The 25,043-nt window shown below is 72.9% G+C and carries 20 protein-coding genes and 1 tRNA gene; 8 read left to right on the top strand and 13 right to left on the bottom strand.

The window, feature by feature from the left end; all coding sequences use genetic code 11:
• The 5 genes from QNH85_RS03675 to QNH85_RS03655 all read right to left on the bottom strand — a co-directional run bounded on the left by QNH85_RS03675 (position 1) and on the right by QNH85_RS03655 (position 5,053).
• Positions 1–804 carry an IclR family transcriptional regulator gene (locus QNH85_RS03675; protein WP_213282012.1) on the bottom strand — a complete coding sequence of 268 codons (804 nt, stop codon included), beginning with the start codon at positions 802–804 and terminating at the stop codon, positions 1–3.
• Between the two features lie 2 nt (positions 805–806).
• Positions 807–1,679, bottom strand: coding sequence for a carbohydrate ABC transporter permease (locus QNH85_RS03670; protein ID WP_282944699.1), 873 nt, complete (start codon positions 1,677–1,679; stop codon positions 807–809).
• Complete coding sequence (locus QNH85_RS03665; protein ID WP_282944697.1) at positions 1,676–2,680, bottom strand: carbohydrate ABC transporter permease; 1,005 nt, start codon at positions 2,678–2,680, stop codon at positions 1,676–1,678. The genes QNH85_RS03670 and QNH85_RS03665 overlap by 4 nt, the downstream gene beginning before the upstream one ends.
• A complete protein-coding gene (locus QNH85_RS03660) occupies positions 2,677–3,975 on the bottom strand; it encodes an extracellular solute-binding protein (RefSeq protein ID WP_282944696.1) in 1,299 nt (432 codons plus the stop codon). The genes QNH85_RS03665 and QNH85_RS03660 overlap by 4 nt, the downstream gene beginning before the upstream one ends.
• A gap of 262 nt (positions 3,976–4,237) precedes the next feature.
• A complete protein-coding gene (locus tag QNH85_RS03655; protein ID WP_282944695.1) occupies positions 4,238–5,053 on the bottom strand; it encodes an AraC family transcriptional regulator in 816 nt (271 codons plus the stop codon).
• Positions 5,054–5,166: 113 nt separating this feature from the next.
• On the opposite strand from QNH85_RS03655, the gene QNH85_RS03650 reads away from it, so the two are divergent.
• Entirely contained in the window at positions 5,167–5,607 is a 441-nt protein-coding gene (locus QNH85_RS03650; protein ID WP_282944693.1) for a universal stress protein, read from the top strand.
• Positions 5,608–5,708: 101 nt separating this feature from the next.
• Here QNH85_RS03650 and QNH85_RS03645 read toward each other — a convergent pair whose 3' ends face one another.
• The 6 genes from QNH85_RS03645 to QNH85_RS03620 form a co-directional block, all read right to left on the bottom strand.
• Positions 5,709–10,172 carry a discoidin domain-containing protein gene (locus QNH85_RS03645; protein ID WP_282944692.1) on the bottom strand — a complete coding sequence of 1,488 codons (4,464 nt, stop codon included), beginning with the start codon at positions 10,170–10,172 and terminating at the stop codon, positions 5,709–5,711.
• Positions 10,173–10,262: 90 nt separating this feature from the next.
• Positions 10,263–11,438 carry a mannose-6-phosphate isomerase, class I gene (manA, locus tag QNH85_RS03640; protein WP_282944691.1) on the bottom strand — a complete coding sequence of 392 codons (1,176 nt, stop codon included), beginning with the start codon at positions 11,436–11,438 and terminating at the stop codon, positions 10,263–10,265.
• 13 nt (positions 11,439–11,451) lie between these two features.
• The gene (locus QNH85_RS03635; protein ID WP_282944690.1) at positions 11,452–12,540 is read right to left on the bottom strand and encodes a glycoside hydrolase family 130 protein; all 1,089 of its coding nucleotides are present in this window, start codon (positions 12,538–12,540) and stop codon (positions 11,452–11,454) included.
• A 91-nt stretch (positions 12,541–12,631) separates the two neighbouring features.
• A complete protein-coding gene (locus QNH85_RS03630; protein WP_282944689.1) occupies positions 12,632–13,543 on the bottom strand; it encodes a carbohydrate ABC transporter permease in 912 nt (303 codons plus the stop codon).
• Positions 13,543–14,511, bottom strand: a complete 969-nt coding sequence (locus QNH85_RS03625; RefSeq protein WP_282944688.1) for a carbohydrate ABC transporter permease — start codon at positions 14,509–14,511, stop codon at positions 13,543–13,545. The genes QNH85_RS03630 and QNH85_RS03625 overlap by 1 nt, the downstream gene beginning before the upstream one ends.
• A 28-nt stretch (positions 14,512–14,539) precedes the next feature.
• Positions 14,540–15,832 (bottom strand): ABC transporter substrate-binding protein, encoded by a 1,293-nt coding sequence (locus QNH85_RS03620; RefSeq protein ID WP_282944687.1) that lies wholly within the window; start codon positions 15,830–15,832, stop codon positions 14,540–14,542.
• A 236-nt stretch (positions 15,833–16,068) separates the two neighbouring features.
• On the opposite strand from QNH85_RS03620, the gene QNH85_RS03615 reads away from it, so the two are divergent.
• Positions 16,069–17,172, top strand: a complete 1,104-nt coding sequence (locus QNH85_RS03615) for a LacI family DNA-binding transcriptional regulator (protein ID WP_282944685.1) — start codon at positions 16,069–16,071, stop codon at positions 17,170–17,172.
• A gap of 67 nt (positions 17,173–17,239) precedes the next feature.
• Here the strand turns inward: QNH85_RS03615 and QNH85_RS03610 are convergent, their stop codons facing one another.
• A complete protein-coding gene (locus QNH85_RS03610) occupies positions 17,240–18,649 on the bottom strand; it encodes an MFS transporter (RefSeq protein WP_282944682.1) in 1,410 nt (469 codons plus the stop codon).
• A gap of 75 nt (positions 18,650–18,724) precedes the next feature.
• On the opposite strand from QNH85_RS03610, the gene QNH85_RS03605 reads away from it, so the two are divergent.
• The 3 genes from QNH85_RS03605 (at position 18,725) to QNH85_RS03595 (ending at position 21,469) form a co-directional block, all read left to right on the top strand.
• The gene (locus QNH85_RS03605) at positions 18,725–19,405 is read left to right on the top strand and encodes a TetR/AcrR family transcriptional regulator (RefSeq protein WP_282944680.1); all 681 of its coding nucleotides are present in this window, start codon (positions 18,725–18,727) and stop codon (positions 19,403–19,405) included.
• Between the two features lie 76 nt (positions 19,406–19,481).
• Positions 19,482–19,832, top strand: coding sequence for an ArsR/SmtB family transcription factor (locus tag QNH85_RS03600; RefSeq protein WP_282944678.1), 351 nt, complete (start codon positions 19,482–19,484; stop codon positions 19,830–19,832).
• On the top strand, positions 19,829–21,469 hold the full coding sequence (locus QNH85_RS03595; RefSeq protein ID WP_282944676.1) for a SulP family inorganic anion transporter: 1,641 nt from the start codon (positions 19,829–19,831) through the stop codon (positions 21,467–21,469). Before QNH85_RS03600 ends, QNH85_RS03595 begins: the two co-directional genes overlap by 4 nt.
• A 245-nt stretch (positions 21,470–21,714) precedes the next feature.
• On the opposite strand, the gene QNH85_RS03590 is transcribed toward QNH85_RS03595, so the two are convergent.
• Positions 21,715–21,801 (bottom strand) — tRNA-Ser (locus QNH85_RS03590).
• 64 nt (positions 21,802–21,865) lie between these two features.
• Here QNH85_RS03590 and QNH85_RS03585 point away from each other — a divergent pair.
• The 3 genes from QNH85_RS03585 (at position 21,866) to QNH85_RS03575 (ending at position 24,987) form a co-directional block, all read left to right on the top strand.
• On the top strand, positions 21,866–22,762 hold the full coding sequence (locus QNH85_RS03585; protein WP_428830348.1) for a Sir2 family NAD-dependent protein deacetylase: 897 nt from the start codon (positions 21,866–21,868) through the stop codon (positions 22,760–22,762).
• A gap of 276 nt (positions 22,763–23,038) precedes the next feature.
• Positions 23,039–24,013: a carbohydrate ABC transporter permease gene (locus QNH85_RS03580; RefSeq protein ID WP_282944675.1), complete on the top strand. Its 975-nt coding sequence runs from the start codon at positions 23,039–23,041 to the stop codon at positions 24,011–24,013.
• Positions 24,013–24,987, top strand: coding sequence for a carbohydrate ABC transporter permease (locus tag QNH85_RS03575; RefSeq protein ID WP_282944674.1), 975 nt, complete (start codon positions 24,013–24,015; stop codon positions 24,985–24,987). The genes QNH85_RS03580 and QNH85_RS03575 overlap by 1 nt, the downstream gene beginning before the upstream one ends.
• Positions 24,988–25,043: the final 56 nt, after the last annotated feature.

The raw sequence follows: 25,043 nt of genomic DNA, 5'->3' as shown, positions 1-25,043 counted from the left end.
TCAGACCTCTCGGAGGGGTTGCGGCGCGCGGGTCCAGCCCATCGCGCGAGACAGGGTGCGGGCGACCTCGGCGGTGGCCCGGGCGTGGGTGCGGATCGCGGCCGGCGGCATGCGGGTGTGGTCCGTCGACGTGCAGACGGCGGCGACCACCGAGCCCACGTGGTTGAGCACGGGCGAGGCGACCGCCCGGACGTGCTGGTCGTGCTCGCGGTCATTCAGGGCGAACCCGCGGCGGCGGGTGCGGTCGAGCTCCCCGCGCAGCTCGGTCGGGTCGGTGATCGTCCGGTCCGTGAAGCTCCGGAGCCCGGTCGCGATCGCCTGGTCGATCCAGGAGGCGGGCGCGACGGACAGCACCGCCTTGCCGAGCGCCGTGCAGTACGTCGGGAGCAGCGTCCCGAGGCCGGCGCCGACCGGGAGCCGTCCGCCGTCGCCCGCGCACGCCGCGATCCGGACGGCCCCGCCCGCGGGGAGGCCGAGGACCGACGTCGCGCCGGTGCGCGCGGCCAGGTCCCGCAGGTACGGGGCGGCCAGGCCGGCGACGTCGAGCTCGTCCACGTAGGACTGGCCGAGCCGCAGCGCGCCCGGGCCGAGGCGGTACCGGCCGGACCCGTCGCGGGCGAGCAGCTCCTCCTCGACCAGGGGCGCGAGCAGCCGGGCGGCGGTCGACCGGTGCACCCCGACCTGCTCGGCCAGGACGGCCACCGGCACCCCCCGCTCGGCCGTCGCCAGCTGGCGGACCTGCTCCAGCAGCTGCAGGCTGCGGCGCACCGACAGCGACTCGTTCCGGGTCTGGGACGCGTCCACGCTCACCCCTTCACGGCCCCGGCCAGCCCGGAGACCAGGTGCCGTTGCACGAACACGAAGAAGACCAGCACGGGCAGCGTCATGATGACCGAGCCCGCCATGATCGCGCCCCAGTCGTTCTGGTCCGGCTTGAAGAAGTTGAGGATCGCCAGCGGCAGGGTCTGGTTCTCCTGCGCGGAGATGATGAACGTGCGCGGGTACAGGAAGTCGTTCCACGTCGAGATGAACCCGAAGATGCTGACCGCGACGAGGCCGGGCGCGACCAGCGGGAACAGGATCGACCGCACGAACCGCAGCCCGGACGCGCCGTCCAGCCGCGCCGCCTCCTCGACCTCCTCCGGGACCGCGGCGACGAACCCGCGCAGCATCCAGATCGCGAACGGCGTCGAGAAGCAGATGTGCACGAGCATCAGCGAGCCCAGGTGGTTCAGGCCCAGCTCCGGGACGACCATCCCGAACGACCGGAACAGGAAGAACAGCGGGATGGTGAGGGCCTCGACGGGCACCATCTGGGCGACGAGCACCGTGACCAGCAGCGTCGTGCGCAGCCGGAAGCGGTAGCGGGTCAGCGCGACGGCCGCGAAGAAGGCGCAGAACATCGCGCCCGGCACCGCGACCGCAGCCACGAGCACCGAGTTGAGCAGGTACCGGCCCACGTTCTCGACCGACAGCACCCGCGTGAACGCGTCGAGCGTGGGGTGCAGCGTGTACGGCAGCGCGTCGCCGGACATCAGCTCCGTGGTGGGCTTCAGCGCGGAGAGCAGCATCCAGTACAGGGGGAACGCGACGACCGCGGCGACCACGACCGCCAGCACGTCGGCGCCGACCCGGGGCCGCCGCCGGCGGGCGACGCGGGTCGCGGCGGGGGCGCTCACAGCTCCTCCCCGGACCGGCGCAGGGCCCGCAGGTAGGCGAGGGTCACGACCATCAGCAGCATCGTGGTGATGACGCCGACCGCGGAGCCGAGTCCGTACTGGGAGGCCGCGAACGCCTGCTGGTACGAGTACACGTTGAGCACCAGGTTCTGGCCGGCGATGCCGCCGCCGCCCGTCATCACGTAGATCTGCGTGAACACCTTGAAGTCCCAGATGATCGACTGGATGGTGATGATCGCCAGCACGGGCCGCAGGATCGGCGCGACGACGCTGACGGCGACCCGCCACGTCGACGCGCCGTCCAGGCGGGCGGCCTCCTGGATCTCGGTCGGCACGCCGATGATCCCGGCGTACAGCGTCACCATCACGAACGGGAACGAGCACCAGACGATCTCCGCGCCCACGAGCGCGAACGCCGACCACTTGTCGTACGTCCACGAGTGCCCCGCGAACCCGTCCAGCCCGATCGCGGTGAGCGTCTGGTTGACGAAGCCGAGCGTCGGGTCGAACAGGAACAGCCACACCGCGGACCCGGTCATCGCCGGCGTGGCCCACGCGCCGAGCGACGCGAGGAACAGCACCGTGCGGGACCAGGGCCGCAGCCGCGTGGCGAGCAGGGCGAGCGCCCCGCCGACCGCGAGGGTCGCCGCGACGCACGCCGCCGCGAACACCACCGTGTTGCCGAGCACCGTCCAGAACGCGTCGTCGCCGAGCAGCCGGGCGTAGTTGTCGAGCCCGATGAACCGCAGCGGGGCGCTCCCGGACACGTTCGCCTGGCGGTAGTCGTAGAGCGACACGACGACGAGCTGGTAGAGCGGGTAGGCGAGCAGGCCGGCGAGGACGACGCCGGCCGGGATCAGGTAGAACCGCGGCTCCCACCGGCGCGCCCAGCTGGTCCCCCGGCCGCGCCGGGCGAGCGGCTGCCCGCCGCGGGGCGTGCCTCCCGGCACGGGCAGGGTGGACCCGCCCGTGCCGGGCAGCGGGGCGTGGGTCGCCGTCACTGCGCGCCGAACGCGGCGTCCAGGGCCGCGGTCGCCTCGGCGGTCGCCGTGTCGACGTCCGCGGCGCCGGTCGCGACGCTCTGCACCATCGTCGGCAGCACCGCCTGCGCGTCGACGGTGCTCCACGCGGGGGTCACCGGCACGAACTCGGTGCCCGCCGCGAGCGTCTCGACGAACGGCTCGATCGCGGGGACCTGCTCCGCGACGTCCGCCTGCACGTCGGTGAACACGGGGATGTTCCCCATGGCGTCGAACATCTGCTGCTGGTACTTCTTGCCCGCGAGCAGCTGCACGAACTCGGTCGCGAGCGTCCGGCGCTCCGTGGACGACAGGACGGCGAGGTGGTTGCCGCCCCCGAACGCCGGGGCGATGGAGCCCTCCTCGACGCCGGGCAGCGGGACGACGCCGTACAGGTCGCCGACCGCCGACTCGTCGACCGCGCGGCGGTTGAAGTCGCCGCCGATGGTCATCGCCGCGTTGCCGGCGACGAACTCCTGGACCGAGGCGTTGCCGCCCCACTCGGCGCACGTCTGCGCGGGGCAGATGTCGTCCTGCAGCAGGCGGGTGTACGCCGCGATGCCCTCGCGGGCCTCCGGGGAGTCCAGCGTGCCGGTCCAGGCGCCGTCGGCGTCCTGCTCGGCGATCTGCCCGCCGTGCGCCCAGATGTACGGGAGGAAGGCGAACTGGGCGGCGCCACCGGTCGCGATGCCCACGAGCTCCGGCCGGGCGGCGCGGACCGCGCGGGCCGTCTCCTCGAGCTCGGCCAGCGACGCCGGCGGCTGCAGCCCGAGCTCGGCGAACACGTCCGTGCGGTAGTACAGGGCGCGCACGCCGATGTACCACGGCACGGCGTACGAGGCGCCGTCGATCTCGGTGGTCTCCAGCACCGCCGGGTCGATGTCCGCGCCCTCGTCCCAGTCGGCGATCGCGTCGGTGACGTCCAGAAGGCCGCCCGCGTCGACGAAGCCCGCGAGGTCGGTGTTGCCGATCTCCGCGACGTCCGGGGCGGACGACGGGTCGTTGAACGCGCCGGTGAACCGCTCCGACCGGGCGTCCACAGGGATGTACTCGACCTCCACCTCGACGCCCTCGTGCGCGGACTCGAACTCGGCGACGGCCTCGTCGACCACGGCCTCCTTCGGGTCCTGCGTGACCTCCGAGAACAGCCAGACGCGCAGGGTGCCGGAGTCGGCGTCGTCCGTGGCGGCCGACCCTCCGGACTGGGCGGGGGCGCACGCGCCCACCGCGAGCGTCAGGGCGGCGGCACAGGCCAGGGCAGCAGTACGAGATCTCACGTCTTCCTCCAGGGGATGGCGGTGAGCGCTCACGCGAGCGGCCCGACCGTCGGCGGTTGACGCGTCCGGGGGGCCCGGACGGGATGCGCCGACGCTAGGAGCAGCCGGTGCCCGGCCGGGAGAGGTCCTCGCGGATCGCGCGGGGGCCGCGCGGGAAGGGCGGTGCTGGAGGGGTGGCGCGGCCATCGGACGGGCGTTGTGCGTGCAGTGCACACACGCCGCACCGGCCCGGCGGCTCGGGCCCGGTCACGAGCCGGTGACGTCAGTGCGCGCTGGCACTCCGGCAGTACCGCCCGGGGGTCATGCCGACGAGCGGGGTGAACTGCTCGATGAACTGACTCGTCGTCGCCCAGCCGCACGCGGCCGCGGTGTCGGTGACGCTCGAGCCGCCGGCGAGGAGCACGAGAGCGCGGTGCACGCGGAGCTGCAACCGCCACTGCCGGTACCCCATCCCGGTCTCTGCGCGGAAGAGCCGGCTCAGGGTCCGCGCCCCGACCCCGGCCATCGCGGCGACCTCCTGCAACGACACCGGCGTGGCGAGGTCGCGTTCCACGAGCCGGGCGACGGCCCGCAGTCGACGGTCCCGGGGTTCCGGCAGATGAAGAGGCTGCTCCGGGGCGTCGGTCGCCTCGTCGACCACGACACGCAGCAGGTGCCCGACCGCGGCCGCCGTCCGTGACCGCCCCGCCGTCGCCGCGAGGACGGCCTCACGGGCGACCGGAGACGCCACCAGGACCGCCGGCGCGGGCGGGAGCTCCCCCGCGAGGGCGTCGTCCAGGTACAGGACGCGCATGTCGGTGCGCCCGTGCGCACGATGGCGGTGGACGAAACCCGCGGGGACCCAGCCGAACCGGTTCGCCGGCGCGATCCACGTCCCGTGCTCCGTGATCAGGGACAGCACGCCCGAGGCGGCGTGCACGAGGTGCCCCCGCCGGTGAGCGTGGTCCGGGGACACCGCCGCGTGCTCGATGAGGAACGCCCCACCGGCCGAGACACCGGAGCGTTGGTCATCCGCGCCCCGGGCCTCGGACTCCAGCAGCTCCGTCCAGCCCGGCGGGGACTGGCGAGAAACAGACATCGTGCGCGACTTTACGTGTTCCCCGCCGCAGGAGGTCACCTGTGTACTCGGGCCATGACCACGATGAGCGCATCGATCCAGGCCGGGCCGCCCGCGCGGGACGGGGACGCCCGATGAGCCTGCGCCACATCCTCGTCGGCGTCGACGGACGCGAGAGGTCGTACCGCGCGCTGGCCTTCAGCGTGGGCCTCGCCGAGCGCGAGTCGGCCACGCTCAGCGTCTGCTACGTACGCCCGTTCGTGCACTGGACCTCGGTCGCGGTGTCCTCGATGTCGATGTTCAGCTGGGACGCACGTGCGCTCGCCGACGACGCGAGCAGCGACGTCGCGGCGGACGTCACCGCCGAGGTCGCCGACGTCCTCACCCGCACGCGGGTGCACGGCAGGCTGTTCCTCCCGACCGGCGACATCGTGGGCGAGCTCGCCGGGCTCGCGCGGACGCAGCGGGCCGACCTGGTGGTCATCGGGAGGTCGCGCCGGCTGGGAGGAGGCCGCTTCTCCGCCGCCCGGCGGCTCACCAACGGCTTCGAGCACGGGCTGCTCATCGCCTCGTAGCGGCCGCGCGGCTCCTGCCGGGATCCCGGTGGCCCCCGGGGCCGGATCGCCCCCGAGGTGCGGCGGTGCGGGCGTGGACCGCCCGCACCGCCGCCCGTGCGCTACGGCCGCCGCGGGCGCACCCGGAGCCTCAGCGCCGTCCCGGCAGCGAGCAGGGCGACCGCGATCGCGATCGCCACTCCGATCGTCGCGCCGGTGGCAGCCAGGCCACCGCCCTCGGCGGCGTCGACGACCACCGTGATCGAGGCCTCGGCCAGCACGCCGCCGTCGGCACCCCGCGCCTGCAGGTGGTGCGTCCCGGCCGCGACATCCGCCGGGATCGTCACGCTCACCCGGGCCGACCCGTCGACGACCGCGGTGCCGGCCAGGCGCCGGTAGGTCGACGCGATGCCGACCTCGACCTCGGCCCCTGGCATCCCGCTCAGCGTCACGGTCACCCGGTCGCCGGGCCGGACGGAGGACGACGACACGCCTATCGCGGGCCGGGTCCCGTCACCACCAGGAGGGACGGCCTCGACCTGGACGGACCCCACCGGCGAGACGTTCCCCGCTCCGTCGGTGGCGCGGAACTGCACGGTGGCCGCGTCGGACCCCGGGACGGTGACCGGCCCGGTGTACGTCGTCCAGCCGCCCGACCCGCCGACGCGGTACTCGACGGATGCGACACCCGAGCCGCCCTCGTCCCCCGCCACGACCGTCACGACCCGGCCGTCGACCGACGCGGACACCACCGGGGCCGTCTCGTCGGCCGGTGCCACCTGCACGAGCCCGTCGATCGCCGCGGACAGCGCCGCCGCGCTCTGATCGATGTCCGCTTGCGTCACCCCGCTCGACGCCAGCAGCGCCTTCGCGGTCTCCAGAGCGGGCAGCAGCGGTGCCCAGCTGCCCGCCGTGTAGCGCTCGCTCTCCAGGGTGTTCGCCCGGGACACGAGGTCCTCGAGGTGCTGCGTGGTGACCGCGATGCTCACCGGGCACCACACGATCTCGTCGCCCTTGGCGTGGCTGACGAGCACCGACGTGGACCCGGAGGACCCCGTCGCCAGGTCGACCTCGATGCGCCCGTCGGCGGCGAGCCGCGGTGCACCCGTGACGGCCGCGACCGCGGGGTCCAGGGAGGACGCGCTGACCGCGTCGTCGGCCTCGCCGGGGGAGATCGTCGCCGTCAGCACCCCCGATCCGTCGCGCGGGAGGGCGGTGCCGGTGGCCGTGCAGCCGAGCGTGTACCCGCCGTAGACCTCCAGCTCGAAGAGCGACATGCCGTACTTCGTCACCGGCATGCCGATCACCCGCACGTACCGGACCTCGGCCTGGGTGAAGTCCACGACGTTCCTCAGCTCGGCCGAGGTCTTCTGCACCCGGGCGAGCTCCTGCCAGGTCTGCCCGTCTGCGGACCCCTCGACGCGGAAGTCGTTCGAGGTCGCCGCCTCCCAGGTCAGCACGACCTGGTTGATCGTGCGCGCGCTCCCGAGGTCGACCTGGAGCCAGCGCTCCGTGGTGAACGGCGCGTCCTGACGCAGCGACGCCCACCGCGTGGTGAGGTTCCCGTCGACGGCGTTCCCCGGGGGGAGCGTCGCGTTGTACTGCGAGTCCGCGGCGACGTCCCGGCCCAGGGCGAGGTTCTCGCGGCCCGGCGGGACCGTCGGCGCCGACGTGATCGCGTCGTCACCGAACACCTCGAGCTCCCAGAGCGACACCCCGTACTGGGTGGCGCTGCGCTGGACGGTCTGCATCCGCACGTACCGGGCCTGCTCGTCGAGCGCCACGGCGTCGACGCCGCCGTCGCTCCCGGCGCCGGACGTGGCGTACGCGTCCCGCCAGGCGGAGCCGTCGTCCGAGACCTGGATCCGGTACTGGCGGGCGTACGACGCCTCCCACCAGAGCCGGACGGCCCCGACCGGCTTCACCGACCCCAGGTCCACCTGCGCCCAGGCGGTGTCGGACAGGTTCCCGCTCCAGCGGGTCGCCATGTTGCCGTCGGTGATGCTGCCGGCGGCCCCGCCGGACGTGCCCGAGACGGAGACCGCCCCGCCGAGTGCGACGTTCACGCTCGTGTCGACCTCGAGCTCCCGCACCGCGTAGCCGTCTCCGTCGCCGCCGAGCAGGAGCAGCCGGACGAAGCCGGCCGCCGTGGGCGCGACGTCGAGGCGGGTCGTCCCGCCGGTGCCGTCCTGCGTGAACCGCTGGTCGGTCCACGTGCGGCCGTCGGTGGAGGTCTGCAGCAGGTAGCGGGTGGCATGGTCGTCGCCCCACGACACCGTGACGCCGGTGACGAACGACCCGTGCTCGAGCTGCCGGGTCAGCCACGCGGTGCCCCCGCCGTCCGGCTGCCACGACGTGCCCGCGTCGCCGTCGCCGGCCAGTGCGGCGCCGTGCCCGTCCCGGGCACTGCTCGCCGTGTACGGGGACGGGTCGCCCACGCTCACGGCGAGCGCCGCGGTCACGGTCTTGCCGAGCGCCGCCCCTGACCCGAGGGCGAAGACGCCGTGCGCGGCGCCGTCCGGCCCGGTGAGGGACACGCGCACGACGATGCCCGGCTGGCCGGGGTTCGCCACGCTCACGACGGGTACCTCGCCCGACTCGTCGAGGATCACCAGGCTGGGTTGGTCGACCTCGAGAGCCCGCCCGTCGCCCAGGTCGAGCGTGCCGGCCCGGAAGAAGGTCGCCATCGTGCGGTGCGCGCCGGCGTGCCGCACCGCCTGCAGCGCCGGGTCGTTGCGGAGCACCTCGACCGCCGGGGCGTTCGCGTACGCCTCGACCTCGGCGGGCGTCGCGGCGGGCAGCACGACGTACTCGTACCCGGCGCCGTCCGGTCGCGTGCCGTGGTCGACGTGCAGGGTGAAGGCGTCGCGGGTCACCGGGGCCTCGCCGATCCAGCTGCCGGTCTGCGGCTTGCTCGACACGAGGACGCGCTCGCCGGCCGGGAACACGTACCCGACCTCGTCGTTGTACGCCCAGGCGGGACCGTCCACGACGGCGGCGTCCGTGCCGGGCGCCACCGGCCTGCCGTTCACCGTGGCGTTGGGCTTCGCTGCGACCTGGTTGACCGTGGTGTGCACGGCGGCGGCCGAGGTCGACCCGATGCCCGTGCCGAGCGCGACCATCTCGTCGTCGAAGGTGAAGTAGCTCTTCTGTGCCCGGGTCGCCGCCCGGTCCAGGGTGTAGACGCTTGCACCGTAGGTGCCGTCCGAGACGCCGCCGGTGAAGCTGCCGCCGTTGCCGGTGGACCCGCGCGTCTGCTCCTTCGTGTACGGCGCGGTCACGCCCGGGTAGTGGAACCAGTCGAAGGCCGGGCCGAGGTCCAGGTACTCCCGGTTGGTGACCTGGATCGCCGTCGACCCGGCGGAGTTCCACACGATCTCGTTGCCGATCTCGGGCCGGAACGTCGAGCGGTACTCGCTGCCGACGGTGCGGCTGGAGTTCAGGCGGGTGAAGATCCCGTAGTCCTCGCGCAGGTGCGAGGAGAGCTCGGACCGCCAGAAGTACCGGTTGCCCGTCGCCCCGTTGGTGCGGGTCTTCCCCTGGATGCCGTCGAGCAGCGCGCGGTACGCGGTGGCGTAGAGCGGGTCGGTCCGCACCATCCGGGTCAGTGGCTCGATGAACTCCGACGCGTGGCTGGTCACCCCGCCGATCGACTTCGGCTGCCGGTAGTTCAGGTACAGCATCCCGATCTCGCCGCGGATCATCCAGCGGGTGCCGGTGATGATGTAGAAGGCGATGGTGTCCAGGTGCTGGCGGCTGAAGGCCAGGCTGGTGCCGCGCGCGACGTCCGCCCAGAGCGCCACGTTCGTGAACAGCACCATGCCGTAGCCCTCGCTGTAGAGCTGGGCACCGTGGGCCCAGAAGCTGGCGTCCGGCTGCACGGCCTCCTGGACCGTCCCGGAGTCGTCCACGGCGACGGTCTGCACCATCGTGTCGAAGCCGGCACGGATCTTGTCGAGGTCGTGGGTGGCGATCGCCTCGAACAGGTAGTTGGTGGTGCGCCAGGCGCCGTTCGCGCCGACCGGGTCGAGCCTGCCGGTGTTGTGCCGCAGCGCGACGGCCATCGCGTCCTCGCTCAGCACGTCACCGAGGGAGATCGAGATCCGGCCCATCGCGATCGACTCGCCGATCTCGGTCTCCCACCAGTTGGTGTTGCCCGGGTCGGCGACGTCCCAGTGGGCGAGCGCCCGCTCGACCCCGGTCACGAGCGCCGGGTCCTGGAAGCCCTCGGCGTCGGGGTCCCGGTACGCGTGGGTCATGGCGAGCATCCGGTAGAGCGCGGTGTACGCGGACCAGACGGACCCGTTGGCCGAGCTGGTGCGGTCCGCGTAGTCCACGTCCGCCCAGGAGCCGTCGGCGCGCTGGGTGGCCGCGTACTCCAGGGCCTCCGACGTGCGCGCCAGGTAGATGCCGTTCGCGATGATGATCTGGTCCCCCTGCCCGAGGTAGTACTCCTCGAGGCGGGAGACGATCGTCGCCACGTCCCCGGCTGGGTCCGCCGCGGCCGCGCGCGGTGCCGCCGCCAGCCCACCGCCGCCCAGCACGAGGGCGACGGCGAGGGCGATCACTGCTCTGAGGTGTCTCACGTCCAGCTCCTTCGCTGATGTGGCTCGAGACGCACCGCTCTGGGGACCCGGTGCGGGTACTGCCGTGCTGCCGCGGCGCGGGCGTGCCGGTCAGGCGGAGGCGACCACCGCCGTTCCGTCGCCCGAGACCGTCAGAGGGCCGTCGATGTCCGGCACGAACACGGCCTCCCCGGGGCGGAGCGCCCGGACGTCGCCCGCCTCGACCCGCACCTCGCCCGCGGTGCACACGACCACGCGCGGCCCGTCGTCCGGCCCGGCGGCCACGGACCCCGCGCGGGGGGTGAGGACGCGCAGCGCGAAGTCCGGGACGGGCGGGACGAAGTCCACGGCACCGGGCCCGACCCGCACCGGCCGCAGGAACCCGGTGAGCCGGGGCGTGAAGTCCGTGACGGCGAGCAGCTCGTCGACGTCGACGTGCTTGGTGGTGAGGCCGGCGCGCAGCACGTTGTCCGACGCCGCCATCACCTCCACCGCCATGCCGCTGAGGTAGGCGTGCAGGGTGCCCGGGCCGGTGTAGAGCGCCTGCCCGGGCTCGAGGCGCGCGAAGTTGAGCAGCAGCGGGGCGACGAGCGCCGGGTCCCCGGGGAACTGCGCCGCGAGGTCGCGGACGACCCGGATCTCGGGCCGCGTGCCGGCGGCCTCCTCCCCGACGCGCGCCACGTCGTCCACCCAGGGGGCCGGTGCGGGGCCGCGCTGGTGGAGCAGCCACGTCAGCGCGGCGCGGTGCCCGGCCCTCGGGGTCTCGTCCCGGAGCATCGCGATCAGCGGTTCCAGGGCGGGCACGTCGAGCTCGGCGACCAGCTTGGCCGCCTGCTCCGGCTCGCGCAGACCGCTGAGCAGCTCGAACGGCGTGAGGGCGTACAGCACCTCGGGCTTGTGCGAGCGGTCCCGGTAGGTCCGCTCGGGGGCCTCCCGGCCGACGCCGCGGCGCTCCTCCGCCGCGAAGCCGGCCTCGGCCTGCGCGGCGGTCGGATGCACCTGGACGGACAGCGCGTGCGCGGCCGCCAGGATCTTCGCGAGGTAGGGCAGCCGCGGACCCGTCGCCGCGAGCGTCCGGCGCCCGAGCATCGCCTCGGGCTGCCCGGCGACGAGCACGTCGAGCGGCACCCGGCGCCCGGGGGCGTCCGCGACCGAGGGGTCGTCCGGGTGGGCGCCGATCCAGACCTCCGCGACCGGGCGTCCGTCCAGCGGGCGCCCGAGGAGCTGCTGGGCCAACGACGTCGAGCCCCACGGGTAGCGCCGCACGGGGTTGTCGAGCACGAACACGTCGGCGCCCCGGTCAGGCGTCGGCGCGGACGAGCTCCGCGACGCCGATGCGCGAGTCCGCCATGCCGTAGAACACGAACCGGCGCCCGCCGACCTGCTCGACCGCCGTGGGGAACACGACGTTGCCGAGGGTGCCCTCGAGCTCGTCGTCGGTCTCGGGGACCAGCAGCGGCTCGGCCGTGCGGGCCAGGACGCGCCGCGGGTCGGCCGGGTCCAGCAGCATCGCGCCGGCGGTGTACCGCGCGCCGTACGCGAGCTCGAACCCCTTGACGTCGGCGCCCGTGACGCCGTGGTGCAGCACCAGCCATCCCTCCGGCACCCGGATCGGCGCGGGACCACCGCCGATCTTCGACTCCTCGTACGGCATCTCCGGCGCCGCGATCATCGACGCGTGCGTGACCGACGTGAGCGCGGCGAGGTCCCGGCGGACCGCGTCGAGGTCGACGAAGCCGATCCACATCGACGGCCGGTCGTCCTCGACGCCGCGCGGGGCGGGCGCGCCCTCGCCCGGGCGCAGCCAGTCCAGGTCCCACATCGGCCGGTGCAGCAGCGCGAGCGCGGGACGGCCGTCCGGGCCGGGCACGGCCTCGGGGAAGAACACCACGTCCTTGTTCGCGAACAGGTTGAGGTCCGTGCCGAGCTCCGGCTGGTAGCCGAACCGCAGCGGGCCGAGCCGCCGCCACGTCACCGTGTCGTCGGAGACCGCCAGCGCGGGACGCGGCCCGAGCGGCCCGTACGCGACGTAGGTCATGACGTGCAGCCCGAGCGGCTCCACGAAGGTGATGCGCGGGTCCTCGACGCCCGCGTTCCGGGTGCCGTGCTCCCACTGCTCGTCCGGCGCCAGGACCACGCCCTGCCGCTCGACGCCGGCCGGCACGCCGTCGGTCACCACCACGCGGGCGCGGCCGATCCGGGAGACGTTGCCCTCCGCGACCATCCGGGGGAACAGGTACAGCTCGCCGTCCGGGCCCCAGGCGGTGCCGGGGTTGAGCACCCCCTCCGCCTCCAGCGGGTTGCCGGGCTCCGGCTCCATGATCGTGCCGACGCGGCGCAGCGCGTAGGGCACCGTGCGGACGGGTGCGGTCGGGTTCACCTGGGTCATGACCTTGCCTCGGGGTTGTGGGCGCACGCCGAGGACGGCGGTGTGCTCCGTGTGCGGGTGCGGGGGCGCGGCGCGCCGGCGTCGGGCGGGTTCAGCCCTTGACGGCCGAGCCGAGGTTCGCGGACGTGAAGTGCCGCTGGAACAGCAGGAAGAGGACGACGGCCGGCACGGCGAGCACGCAGGCCCCGGCGAGGACCGCTCCCATCGGGTTGTCCTGGAACGTGGAGTTCGCCTGCGAGAAGTTCGCGAGGCTGACGGCCAGCGGCTGCATCGACACGTCCTTCGTCACCAGGAACGGCCAGAGGAACTCGTTCCACGGTCCGATGAAGGTCACGAGCATCGCCGTGAGGATCGCGGGCCGGACCAGCGGGACCGCGACGGACAGCATGATCCGCAGCTCGCTCGCGCCGTCGATGCGCGCGGCGTCGAACACGTCCCGCGGGATCTGCAGGAAGTACTGCCGGAAGATCAGCACGGCCACCGAGTTGACGGCGAACGGCAGGATCATCCCGAGGTAGCTGTCCGCCAGGCCGAAGTAGCGGACGACCATCACGTACAGCGGCACCATGAGCAGCTGGAACGGGATCGCCTGCACCAGCAGCACGAGCGCGAACACGAGCCCCTGGCCGCGGAACGACAGCACCGACAGCGCGTACCCCACCAGCAGGCCGAGCACGAGGGTGCAGCCCACGACGCCGGCGGTCATGATCAGCGAGTTGAGCAGGGACTGCGCCAGGTCGATCGACCGGTTGACGCCCGCGACGTTGTCGAACGTCAGGTTGCCCGGCAGCGGCAGCATGCCGAGCAGGCTCGTGTCCCGCTCGTCCTGGAACGCGCCGATGACCATCGAGTAGAACGGGACGAGCGCGAGGAACGCCCCGACCAGCAGGACGGTGAACCGCCCGGCGGTCAGCAGCCGCCGCCGCGCGCGGCCCCGGGCGTCCCGGGTCGTGGCGGTCGTGGCGGTCGTGGTGGTCGTGGTGGCGGTCGTGGCGGTCGCCATCAGCCCTTCCTCTCCGTGAGCCGGCGGGAGACGAGCGACAGGAGCATCACGGCGACCACGAGGATCATGCCGATGGCCGCGGCGATGTCGGGCTGCCCCTGCTGGATGCCCTTCTGGTACATGAGCAGGGCGGGGGTCATCGAGGCCCCGTTCGGGCCGCCGCCGGTCAGCAGGTACGGCTCGGTGAAGATCTGCCCGGTCGTGATGATCGACAGCAGCACCACCAGCGAGGTCACCGGGCGGAGGCCGGGCAGCGTGACGGACCGGAACCGCCGCCACGCGCCGGCACCGTCCATCTCCGCCGCCTCGTGCAGCTCGCGCGGTACGTTCTGCAGCCCCGCGAGGTACAGCAGGACGTAGAACCCGAGGTTCTTCCAGGTCACGTAGACCGCGATGAGCGGCATGATCAGACCGGTGCTGGCCAGCCAGGTGGGGTCGGGCGCCAGGCTGCCGAGCAGCCGGTTGACCACCCCGTTGCCGCTGAACAGGAACAGCCAGGAGGCGAGCGTGGCGACCGAGGCCGTCACGTACGGGATGTAGTAGGCGACGCGGAAGAACCCCTTCCACCGGGTCGTCGCGTCGAGCCCGGTCGACAGGAGCAGACCGAGCCCCACCGTCAGCGGCACGTTGATGAGCAGGAAGACCAGCAGGTTGCCGAACGCCTGGCGCACCGCCGGGTCGGAGAGCACCTGCTGGAAGTTCTCCAGGCCGACGAACGGGTGCGGCACCTGGACCCCGGGCGCGGTGAAGAAGAAGTCGTGCACCGACATCCAGACGCCGAAGCCGAACGGCACCAGGAACACCAGGACGACGAACGCCGTGTACGGGGCGCTGAGCAGGGCGCCGAGGGGGTGCTCCCCGAGCCAGCGCTGCAGGCGCCGGCCCCGAGCCGGGCGGCCCCGGCCCGGGCCACGGTGGTCCGTGGTCCGGGCCGGCGACCGTACGGCCCCGTCGCGGAGGGTGGTCATGTCGGATCCGCCTCGTCGGTCGTGGGGGTCAGCCGGACAGGCCGTCGACGGTCGTCGCCGCCTCGCCGAACACGCCGGACAGGTCGCCGGAGCCGGACTGGACCGCCTTGCCCCAGGCGTCGCGGAACACCTGCATCTTCTCGGCGAGGCCGTCCACGGTGGGCACGTCCACGGCGAGCGGCACGGCGGCCGCGAAGGGCTGGAAGAACGGCTTCTCGACAAGGAAGTCCGCGGCGAGCTCCGGCACGTCCGTGCGCGTCGGGAACTGGCCCGTGGTCTCGAGCAGCGCGAGGTCGTTCTCGTCGTCCGTCGCGAACTTCAGGAACTCCCACGCGGTCTGCTGGTTCTCGCACGAGGAGTACAGGCCGACGTTCTTGGAGTCGGCGAAGGTCGACGTCTGGTCCGCCGGCGTACCGCTGGCCGTCGGGATCGGCACCGTGCCGTACTCGACCTTGCCGTCGAACTGCCCGGCGCCCCAGGGGCCGGCGACGCCCATCGCCGCGACGCCGTCGGCGAACGGACCGGCCCACATGTCGCCGCTGTACGCCTCGGCGGACGCGTAGCCCTCGGCGTACAGCGTCTGCCAGAGCTCGAGCGTCTCCAGGCCCTCGCCGGTCGCGAACGCCGCCTCGCCGCCCTCGATCAGCTGCGTGCCGCCCGAGTTGGCCAGGAAGAACGGGTAGAAGTCGAAGTTGACGTTGGTGTAGTCCGCGGTGGCCGGCGGGTAGATCGCGTAGTCCGCGGCGCCCGAGTCCTTGATCGCCTTCGCGGCCGCGAGCAGGTCGTCGTACGTCGACAGCTGCGGGTTCTCGGGGTCCAGGCCGGCCGCCTCGAACACCGTCTTGTTGTAGTAGAGCATGAACGGGTTCGTCTTCCAGGGGAGCTGGTAGAGGTCCCCGTCCGCGCTGCGGAAGCCGTCGGCGGCCGCGCCGGACCGGCCGGTGATGTAGTCCTCGGCGTCCTCGAACGTCGACGACAGGTCGACCAGGCCGCCCTGCTTCTGGAACGCCGGCACGGCTGCGGGCGCCGTGTTGAACACCAGGCACGGCGTGTTGCCGGCGGTGATGGACGCGGAGATGACGTCCTCCGACGAGCTGCCCGCCGGGATCGCCTGGGCGGTCACCTGCTCGTCGGGGTGGTCGGTGTTCCACGCCTCGACGACCTGGTCGCCCCAGGCGACCTCCTGCTCGTTGGTCGAGTACCAGATGTCGATCGGGCCCGTGCCCAGGCCTTCGCCCGCCCCCGGCTCGCCGCCGCCTCCCGAGCCGCACCCCGCGAGCGGGAGCACCGCCGTCGCCGCGACCGCCGTCAGGACTGCCATTCGTGCGCCACGCTTCATCGCGCCGCTCCTCGCTTCCCGGGACGCTGCGTCCCCCGTCCTCCGCGCGCCACCGGCGCTGGAGCACCGGTCGACCGTGACCGGCGTCGCCGATTAAACCGGTTTGTGTTCCGAAGGTCAACCATCGTGCGACGGTGGTGGGATCCCGCGCTCCGAGGCCTGCGAAGCGGGCGCCGGTTTACTAAACCGGTGTGCGCCGCGTGCGCTACGCTGATTCCGTGGACGCAGCACCCGCACCCGACGCCGTATCCCCCGTCGCGCACGGCCCGAAGCCCGAGACGAGGGCGCGTCGGGCGACGATCGGCGACGTCGCCGAGCGCGCACAGGTCTCCAAGAGCGCCGTCTCCTTCGTGTTCAACGGTCGCTCCGGGGTCAGCGCGGCCGCGCGCGCCAGGATCCTCGAGGCCGCGCGCGACCTCGACTGGCGGCCCGACTCACGGGCGCGGGCGCTGTCCCGCAGCCGCGCCCAGGCGCTCGGGCTCGTCATCCGGCGCGAGCCCGAGCTGCTGAGCACCGACCCGTTCTTCCCGCAGTTCGTCGCCGGAGTCGAGAGCGGGCTGTCCGGGCTCGGGTACGCGCTCGTCCTGCAGGTCGTCGACGGGGAGCAGTCCGAGCACGCGGCCTACCACCAGTTCGCCCGCGAGTCGCGTGTCGACGGCGTCTTCCTCACCGACCTGCGGACCGACGACGAGCGTCCGCACCAGCTGGACGCGCTCGGCGTCCCCTACGTGCTGGTCGGGCCGGTCGCCCCGGTCGACGGCCAGCCCCAGCCCATCGGCGTCGACGACCGATCCGGCGTCCGGCGCGCGGTCCGGCACCTGTACGCCCTGGGTCACCGGAGCATCGCGCACGTCGCGGGAGCCCCGGGCTACGTGCACTCGGAGCTGCGCCGGCGCGCCTGGGTGGAGGAGATGGTGGAGCTCGGGCTCGAGCCCGACCTCGTCGTCGTCGCAGACTTCTCCGGCGCCTCGGGCGCGCGAGCCACCCACGAGCTGCTGGACCTCCCGCACCCGCCGACCGCGATCGTCTACGGCAACGACCTCATGGCGATCGCGGGGATCTCCGTGGCGACCGACCGCGGGATCCGGGTGCCGCACGACCTCTCCGTCGTCGGGTTCGACGACGTGCCCCTGGCGGAGTTCGTCGTCCCCCCCCTGACCACCGTGCGGCAGGAGGTCATCGAATGGGGCCGGGCGTGCGCACGCACCCTCGTCGCTCGCGTCGAGGGCCGCGAGCCCGAGGAGGTCCGGCTCCCGCCCGTCGAGTTCGTCGTTCGAGGAAGCACCGCGGCACCGCGGCGACGGCCGGAGGACGACCGCTGAGCCATGGGGTCGGGCGGGAGCTCCTCGGTGGGATCGGGCTGGATGCCCTGAGGCCTGTCCGGGCGGTTCAGTGCTCGAGGTCGGCGACGGCGGTGGTGGGCAGCAACGGGACGGCCAGCAGGCAGAGCCCGATGAGTGCGAGCACGCCGATCAAGGTCACGGTGACCGCCGTGATGTCTCCACTGGGCAGCATCGCGAGGAAGATGCTCGTCACGAGAGCGGAGCCGATGCCGTTGGCCACCTGCTGGACGGCGCTCAGCGAGCCGCTGGCGGACCCGGCCTCCTCGGGATCCACGTCACCGAGGGCGGTGTTGAAGATCGAGCTGAAGCAGATGCCCGCGCCGAGCCCCATGAGCAGCGTCGCGATGGCGGTCTGCCACCATCCCGCGCCGAGCCCGGCGGTCTGGACGACGAGGAGCATCGTGCCGACGCCGGCGAGGATGGCGGCCAGCCCCAGGACGACGAGCCGGCGGGCGAGCGTGGCGATCAGGCCCGCGGCGATCCCCGACCCGCCCATGATGCCCAGGGTGAGCGGGATGAGGTTGATCGAGGTCTGGGTGGGCGTGTAGCCGAGACCGAGCTGGAAGTACAGCGAGATGACGTACATCAGGCCGCTGAAGCCGGCGAAGACGAGCAGACCCACGACGAGGCCCGCGGTGAACCCGCGGTTCGCCAGGAGGGTGCGCGGCAGCAACGGCTCCGCGGTGCGTGCCTGTCGGCGTACGAAGGCGGCGAACGTGATCACGCCGAGGGCGATGGCGCTGAGCGCGGTCCCGTTCCACCCGGCGCTGGAGCCCTCGATGAGGCCGAAGAGGGTGCCGAAGAGCGATATCGCGAGCAGCGCGCTGCCCGTGATGTCGATGCGCGTGGCGGGGTGGGCCGGCACGTCCGGCAGGTACTTCACCGCGAGCACCAGGGCGAGTCCACCCAACGCCACGTTGATGAGGAAGATCGGGCGCCACGCGAGACCGAACAGGTTCGCGTCGATGAGCACGCCACCGAGAATGGGCCCGGCGACCGCGAACACGCCGAGCATGGGGGCGAAGACGCTGAACGCCTTCTGCAGCATCTGCTTGGGGAACGTGGCGGTCATGATCGCCATCCCCTGCGGGATGAGCAGTGCCCCGAAGACGCCCTGGAGGGCCCGGGAGCTGATCAGCATCGCGGGCGACACCGCCAGCCCCGCCGTGGCCGACGCCACCACGAACCCGCTCATGCCGATCAGGAAGGTGCGCCGCTGCCCGAACTTGTCCCCGAGCCTGCCGCCGAGCACGAGCAACGAGCCGAGCGCCAGCGCGTACGCGGCGCCGAGCCACTTGATGAGGCTCTCGTCCGCTCCGAGGTCGGTGACGATCGAGGGTGCCGCGATGTTCGTGATCGTGGAGTCGATGAGGTCCATCGCGTCCGCGAGGAGCACGACGACGAGGATCAGCCACACGCTCCGCACCGAGATGGTCGGAGTCCGGGTCGTGGTCATGGGACGCCCCTTTCAAGAGACGAACGCCATCGTAGCGAACATGTTCGTCACGAGCAACGATGGTTAGATAGGCCCATGAGGCGCCCTGAACCGGTCAGCAGACGAGACCGCCCCGCGAAGCCTCCGCTGTCCCGCGCGGCGATCATCGACGCCGCGATGGAGCTCGTGCGGCGCGAGGGGGCGGACAAGCTGACGATGCGCCGCCTCGCTGCCGAGCTCGACACCGGACCGGCGTCGCTCTACGTCTACGTGCGGAACACGACCGACCTCAACGCGCTGCTCATCGACCGGCACCTCGCCGACCTGGACCTGCGGTGGGACGCCGCCGAGCCCGCCCGGGAACGCCTCTACCGGGTGCTGAGCGACTACACGCACCTCCTGTCGCGCCAGCCCGGTCTGGCACAGGCAGCACTCGTCACCTGGCCCGAAGGACCCCACTACCTCGACCTGCTGGAGCTCTTGCTCCGGCTGCTGCACGACCTCGGGCTCGGCACCCCGGTGGCCGCACGGGCCGTGGATCTCCTGCTCCAGCACGCCACGGCCTCCGCCGCCGAGTGGGCCGGGCACGCGTCCGACGACTCCCAGGAGCTGAGCGACCTCGAGTCGACCCTCGCCGCCGCGGACCCGGTCCGCCATCCCACCCTCACCGCGGCCGGCCCGTCGGTCTTCACCGCGGGCAGCCCGGACGAGCGCACCGCCTGGGCGGTCACGGTCCTGGTCGACGGCATCCTCAGCACGGCGCGACCCGGCGCCTGACCGCTCACGCCGACCCCGGGGCGGTCCCCCGCGCTCGCTGTATGATGGATCCATCAACTCGTCAACGAAGGTCGCGATGGACTCCCGCCCGCTGTACGAGATCAAGGCGAACCTGTTCAAGGGCCTCGCCCACCCGGTGCGGATCCGCGTTCTCGAGATCCTCGCCGCGACGGACGAGGTGCCGGTCGCCACGCTGATCGCGGAGACCGGCCTGGAGGCGTCGCACCTCTCGCAGCACCTCGGCGTGCTGCGGCGCTACCAGCTCGTGCGCTCGGAGCGCCGGGCCAGCACCGTGGTCTACAGCCTCGCGTCGCCCCACGTCGCTGACCTGCTGCGCGTCGCCCGCGCCCTGCTGACCGAGATCCTGCGGACCACGCAGGAGCAGCTCGCGGAGCACGAGGCCGGCGTCGGCCCGGGCCCGCGGTGAGCGGCCACCTGCGCGCGCTGCTGCCCTCGCCCCGGGACTACGCGGGCCTGCGCACGTCCTGGCGCGGGGACCTGGTCGCGGGGCTCACGGTCGGCGTGGTGGCGCTGCCGCTCGCGCTCGCCTTCGGTGTGAGCTCCGGGGCGGGCGCCGAGGCCGGGCTGGTGACCGCCGTGGTCGCGGGCCTGGTCGCGGCCGTGTTCGGCGGGTCGAACGTGCAGGTGTCCGGGCCGACCGGCGCGATGGTGGTGGTCCTGGGACCGATCGTCGCGGGGCGCGGCGTCGGGGCGCTCGGGGTGGTGTGCCTGCTCGCGGGGGTCCTCGTCGTGCTCGCAGGGGTGCTACGGCTGGGCCGCACGGTGGGGCTGATCCCGTGGCCGGTGATCGAGGGCTTCACCGTGGGCATCGCCGTGATCATCTTCCTGCAGCAGGTCCCCGCCGCCCTGGGGGTCGCCGCCGCCGGCCACGACGCCAACGCGGCGGTCGCGGCGGGGCAGGTCCTCGGGGAGGTCCGGTGGCCGGACGCCGCGTGGTCGCTCGCGACCGCCGCGGTGGCTGCAGTCATGCTGCTCGCGCCGCGCGTGCACCGGGCACTGCCCGGGTCGATCGTCGCGATCGTCGTGGTGACGGTGGTCGCGGTGGTCGCCGACCTGCCGCTCGCCGCCATCGGCGAGCTCCCCGCCGGGCTACCCGCCCCGGAGCTCCCGGGGCTCGACCTCGCGTCGGTGCGGGAGCTCGCGGTGCCCGCGGTGACCGTGGCGGCGCTGGCGGCGATCGAGTCGCTGCTGTCCGCGCGGGTGGCGGCCGCGCACTCCGACACCGGGCCCTACGACGGGGACCGCGAGCTGGTCGGGCAGGGGCTCGCGACGATCGCCGCGGGCGTTCTCGGAGGCATGCCCGCGACGGGCGCGATCGCGCGGACGGCGGTCAACGTCCGGTCCGGCGCGCGCACACGGCTGGCCGCCATCGTGCACGCGGTGTTCCTGCTTCTCGTGGTGGTCGCCGCCGGGGGCGTGGTCGGCCGGATCCCCCTGGCCGCGCTCGCGGGGGTGCTCATGGTCACGGCCGCGCGCATGGTCTCGCCCCGCGTGGTGCGGTCCGTGGTCACCGCCACCCGCGCCGCCGCGGTGCTGTTCGCCCTGACCGCCGTCATCACCGTCAGCGTCGACCTGATCTACGCGGTGGGCATCGGCATCGCGGCGGCGGCCGTCATCAGCCTGCGCAGCCTCGCCCGGGCCGCCGGGGTGCACCGCGAGGAGCTGCCCGGCCCGGCGCAGGCCGGCGACACGCACATCGCGCTGTTCCGCATCGAGGGCTCGCTGTTCTTCGCCGCCGCGGAGCGGGTGCTCGAGCGCGTCGCGGTCATCCAGGACGTCGACGTGGTGGTCCTGCGGCTGTCCCACGTGCAGGTGCTCGACGCGATGGGCGCCCAGGTGCTGCAGGAGCTCGTCACCGGGCTGGAGCGCCGCGGGGTGACGGTCCTGGTGAAGGGCATCCGGCACGAGCACCTGGCCCTGGCCCGGCGCATCGGCGTGATCGACGCGCTCCGCGACGAGGCGCACCTGGTCGACGACCTCCCGTCTGCGGTCGCCCGCGCCCGCGCGATCGTCCGGGAGGGCGGCGGCATCCCCGTTCGGTGACTCCGACGGTGGAGCTGCTCGGCGTCCCGGTGGGCGAAGAGTGCCAGGCCGGCCGGCGTCGGCGACGACCTGCCCGCGCACCCCGGACATGGACCCATCGCCGCGACGGTCAGGGCAGACCCGATCAGCGACTGCTCCGGGCGAACGAGACGCCCCTGGGTGGATCTCAACCCCACCTGCCGGAGATGGAGAAGCGCCCCCGACCTGCGTTTGACGCTGGTCAGGGGCGCTTCTGCGTTACCACGCGGTAGCGGTGGGATTTGAACCCACGGTGGACTTTCACCCACACACGCTTTCGAGGCGTGCTCCTTAGGCCGCTCGGACACGCTACCTCGGCGCAGAGAGACTACCGGATGCCGGGCGGAACTCTCGCATCGGCGGACGTACCGTGGTCCGGTGACGTCCCCCCGCCTGCCCGTGCCCGACCACTTCGCCGTCCGCCCGCACCCGGGGACGGTCGCCGACGCCGCGGCGCTGCTGCGGGGCAGCCGCCTGACGGTGCTCACCGGCGCGGGGCTGTCGACGGACTCGGGGATCCCGGACTACCGGAGCCCGGACTCCCCGCCGCGGAACCCGATGACGTACCAGCAGTTCGTCGGGGACGAGGCGTTCCGCCGGCACTACTGGGCGCGGAACCACGTGGGCTGGCGGTACGTGCACCGGACGTTCCCGAACGCCGGGCACCGCGCGCTGGCGTCGATGGAGGCGCACGGCGTCGTGGTCGGGCTCATCACGCAGAACGTGGACCTGCTGCACGAGCAGGCGGGGTCGCGCCGGGTGATCGACCTGCACGGGCGGTACGACCGGGTGGTGTGCCTGCGCTGCCACCGCGTGGTGACGCGTGCGGAGCTCGCGGACCGGCTGGAGGCCCTGAACCCGGGGTTCGCGGAGCGGGTCGGGGCGGTCGGGGACGTGGAGATCGCCCCGGACGCGGACGCCGTCATCGAGCAGACCGCGGACTTCCGGGTGGCGGACTGCTGGCAGCCGGACCCGGACGGCGGCGACGGCCCGTGCGGCGGGATGCTGAAGCCGGACATCGTGTACTTCGGGGAGACGGTGCCGGCCGAGCGGGTCGCGGCGGCGTACGCGCTGGTGGACGAGGCGGACGCGCTGCTGGTGGCGGGCTCCTCTTTGACCGTGCAGTCGGGGCTGCGGTTCGTCCGGCACGCCGCGTCGAACGGCAAGCCGGTGGTGATCCTCAACCGCGGGGCGACCCGCGGGGACCCGCTCGCGACGCTCACGGTGGACGCCGGGACGTCCGAGGCGCTGACGGAGCTCGCCGCGCTGCTCTGACCCGGCCTGCGACGCGCGCGGGTCCCGGCGTGACCTGCGGGGACGGCCCGCCGCTCGCGTGACCGGGACCACGCCGTCTCGGGTCGTGGACCGTGGGCGTTCGTGCCACAGTGCGCAGGTAAGCAGCCCGTGGAGCAGACCGCGGGCACCGCCCGGTCCTTGCGGCGGTCGGGTCCGGCACCTATAGTCGCCGCATGTGGCATCGTTGCCACATGCCGAGCGGCAGGGCCGGGGCAGGCCACACCGACCGGCGTCCTCGGTCGACTGGAGGCCTCGATGACGCAGCTGAGAGCCGACGCCGCTCCGGCCGTCGCTCGCCAGACCCGCTCACCGCGCAAGCGGCGCGCCAAGGTGCCCTACAACAAGCGCGAGGCGCTCGCGGGGTACCTGTTCATCTCGCCCTGGATCATCGGGTTCCTGGTCTTCACGGCCGGCGCGATGATCTACAGCCTGGTGATCTCCTTCAGCCACTACAACCTGGCCACCAACACGGCCCGGCCGGCGGGGGTGGAGAACTACGCGCAGTTGTTCAGCGACCCCCGGGTCGCCACGGCGCTCGGGAACACGCTGTTCTACGCCGTGCTCGCCGTGCCGCTCGAGATCATCGTCGCCCTGGGGCTCGCGTCCCTGCTGAACCAGGCCGGACGTGGCGCGGGGTTCTTCCGCACCATCTACTACCTGCCGAAGATGACGCCGGCCGTCGCGACCGCCGCGGTGTTCTTCCTGCTGCTCAACGGCAACACCGGCGCGATCAACCAGTTCCTCCGCATCTTCGGCATCGAGGGCCCGCAGTGGCTCGTCGACCCGAGCTGGATCAAGCCGTCGATCGTCCTGATGACCCTGTGGGGCGTCAGCGGCACGATGGTGATCTTCCTCGCGGCGCTGAAGAACGTGCCGCGCGAGCTCTACGAGGTCGCCGAGCTGGACGGCGCCGGCGTCTGGCAGCGGTTCCGCAACATCACGCTGCCGATGATCTCCAGCGCGATCTTCTTCAACGTGATCGTGCTGTCGATCGCGGCGTTCCAGGTGTTCGACCAGGCGTACCTGCTGTTCTGGCGCGACCAGTCGAACGCGTCCCCCGAGGCGTCGCTGTTCTACGCGATCTACCTCTTCCAGCAGGCCTTCCGGCAGTTCAACTTCGGGTTCGCCGCCGCCATGGCCTGGCTGCTGTTCCTCATCATCATGGCGATCACCGCCATCCAGATGAAGTTCGGCAACCGGTTCGTCTACTACGAGGGAGGGCGGGACTGATGGCCACGACCGGCACCACCACCACGTCCGTCCGGCAGGTCCCGGGGCTCCCCGAGGACGTCACGGGCCAGGGCGACCGCCCGATCGACCCGAACCGGCCCCCGGTCGAGGACGCCGCCGCCGGCGGTCGTACGGGGCGCCGCGTCCGCCGCGGCGTCGTCATCGGGCTGCTCGTCCTGATGACGTTCGTGTTCCTCTACCCGTTCGCGTGGCTGCTCGCGGCGAGCCTCAAGGGCCGCGGCCAGGTCTTCGACAACTCGCTGTGGCCGGAGACGTTCCACTGGGAGAACTACGTCCAGGTCTGGGACGAGCTGCCGCTCGGGAGCTGGATGATCAACAGCATCGGCATCGCGATCCTCGCGGCGGTCACCGTCGCGGTGTCCAGCTCGCTGGTCGCGTGGGGCTTCGCGCACTTCCGGTTCCCCGGGCGCGGACTGCTGTTCGGCCTCGTGCTCGCGACCATGATGCTGCCGGGCGCGGTCACGATGATCCCGATCTACCTGATCTGGAAGGAGCTCGGGTTCCTCGGCACCTGGGTCCCGCTGTTCGGCGCGAACCTGTTCGGGTCGGCGTTCTACATCTTCCTGCAGCGGCAGTTCTACCTGGGCCTGCCGCGGGAGCTGTTCGAGGCCGCGCGCATCGACGGCGCGAACTACTGGCGGATGTACTGGCGGATCGTGTTCCCGCTGTCCCTGCCGTCGTTCATCATCGTGCTGCTGTTCGAGTTCCAGGCCTCCTGGAACAACCTGCAGGCCGCGCTGATCTACCTGAACGCGGGCAGCCCCGACGAGTTCACCGCCCCGCTCGGCATCGCCTACGCGATGACCAAGTACAGCCCGACGGCCGGCGGGCAGGGCGACTACCAGTTCGTCATGGTGGCCTCGCTGCTCGTGACGCTGCCGATGCTGGCGCTGTTCGCCTTCGGGCAGCGGTACTTCATCGAGGGCGTCGCCACCCAGGGCCGCAAGGGCTGACGCCCCCAGCACGAGACGGGGCCGGGTCGTCACCGCGACCCGGCCCCTTCGTCGTC

Source organism: Cellulomonas endometrii (genome assembly GCF_949769265.1).
Taxonomy (GTDB): Bacteria; Actinomycetota; Actinomycetes; order Actinomycetales; family Cellulomonadaceae; genus Cellulomonas; species Cellulomonas endometrii.
The sequence above is the reverse complement of the archived record's forward strand: the minus strand, read 5'-3'. Positions and strand labels throughout refer to the sequence as shown.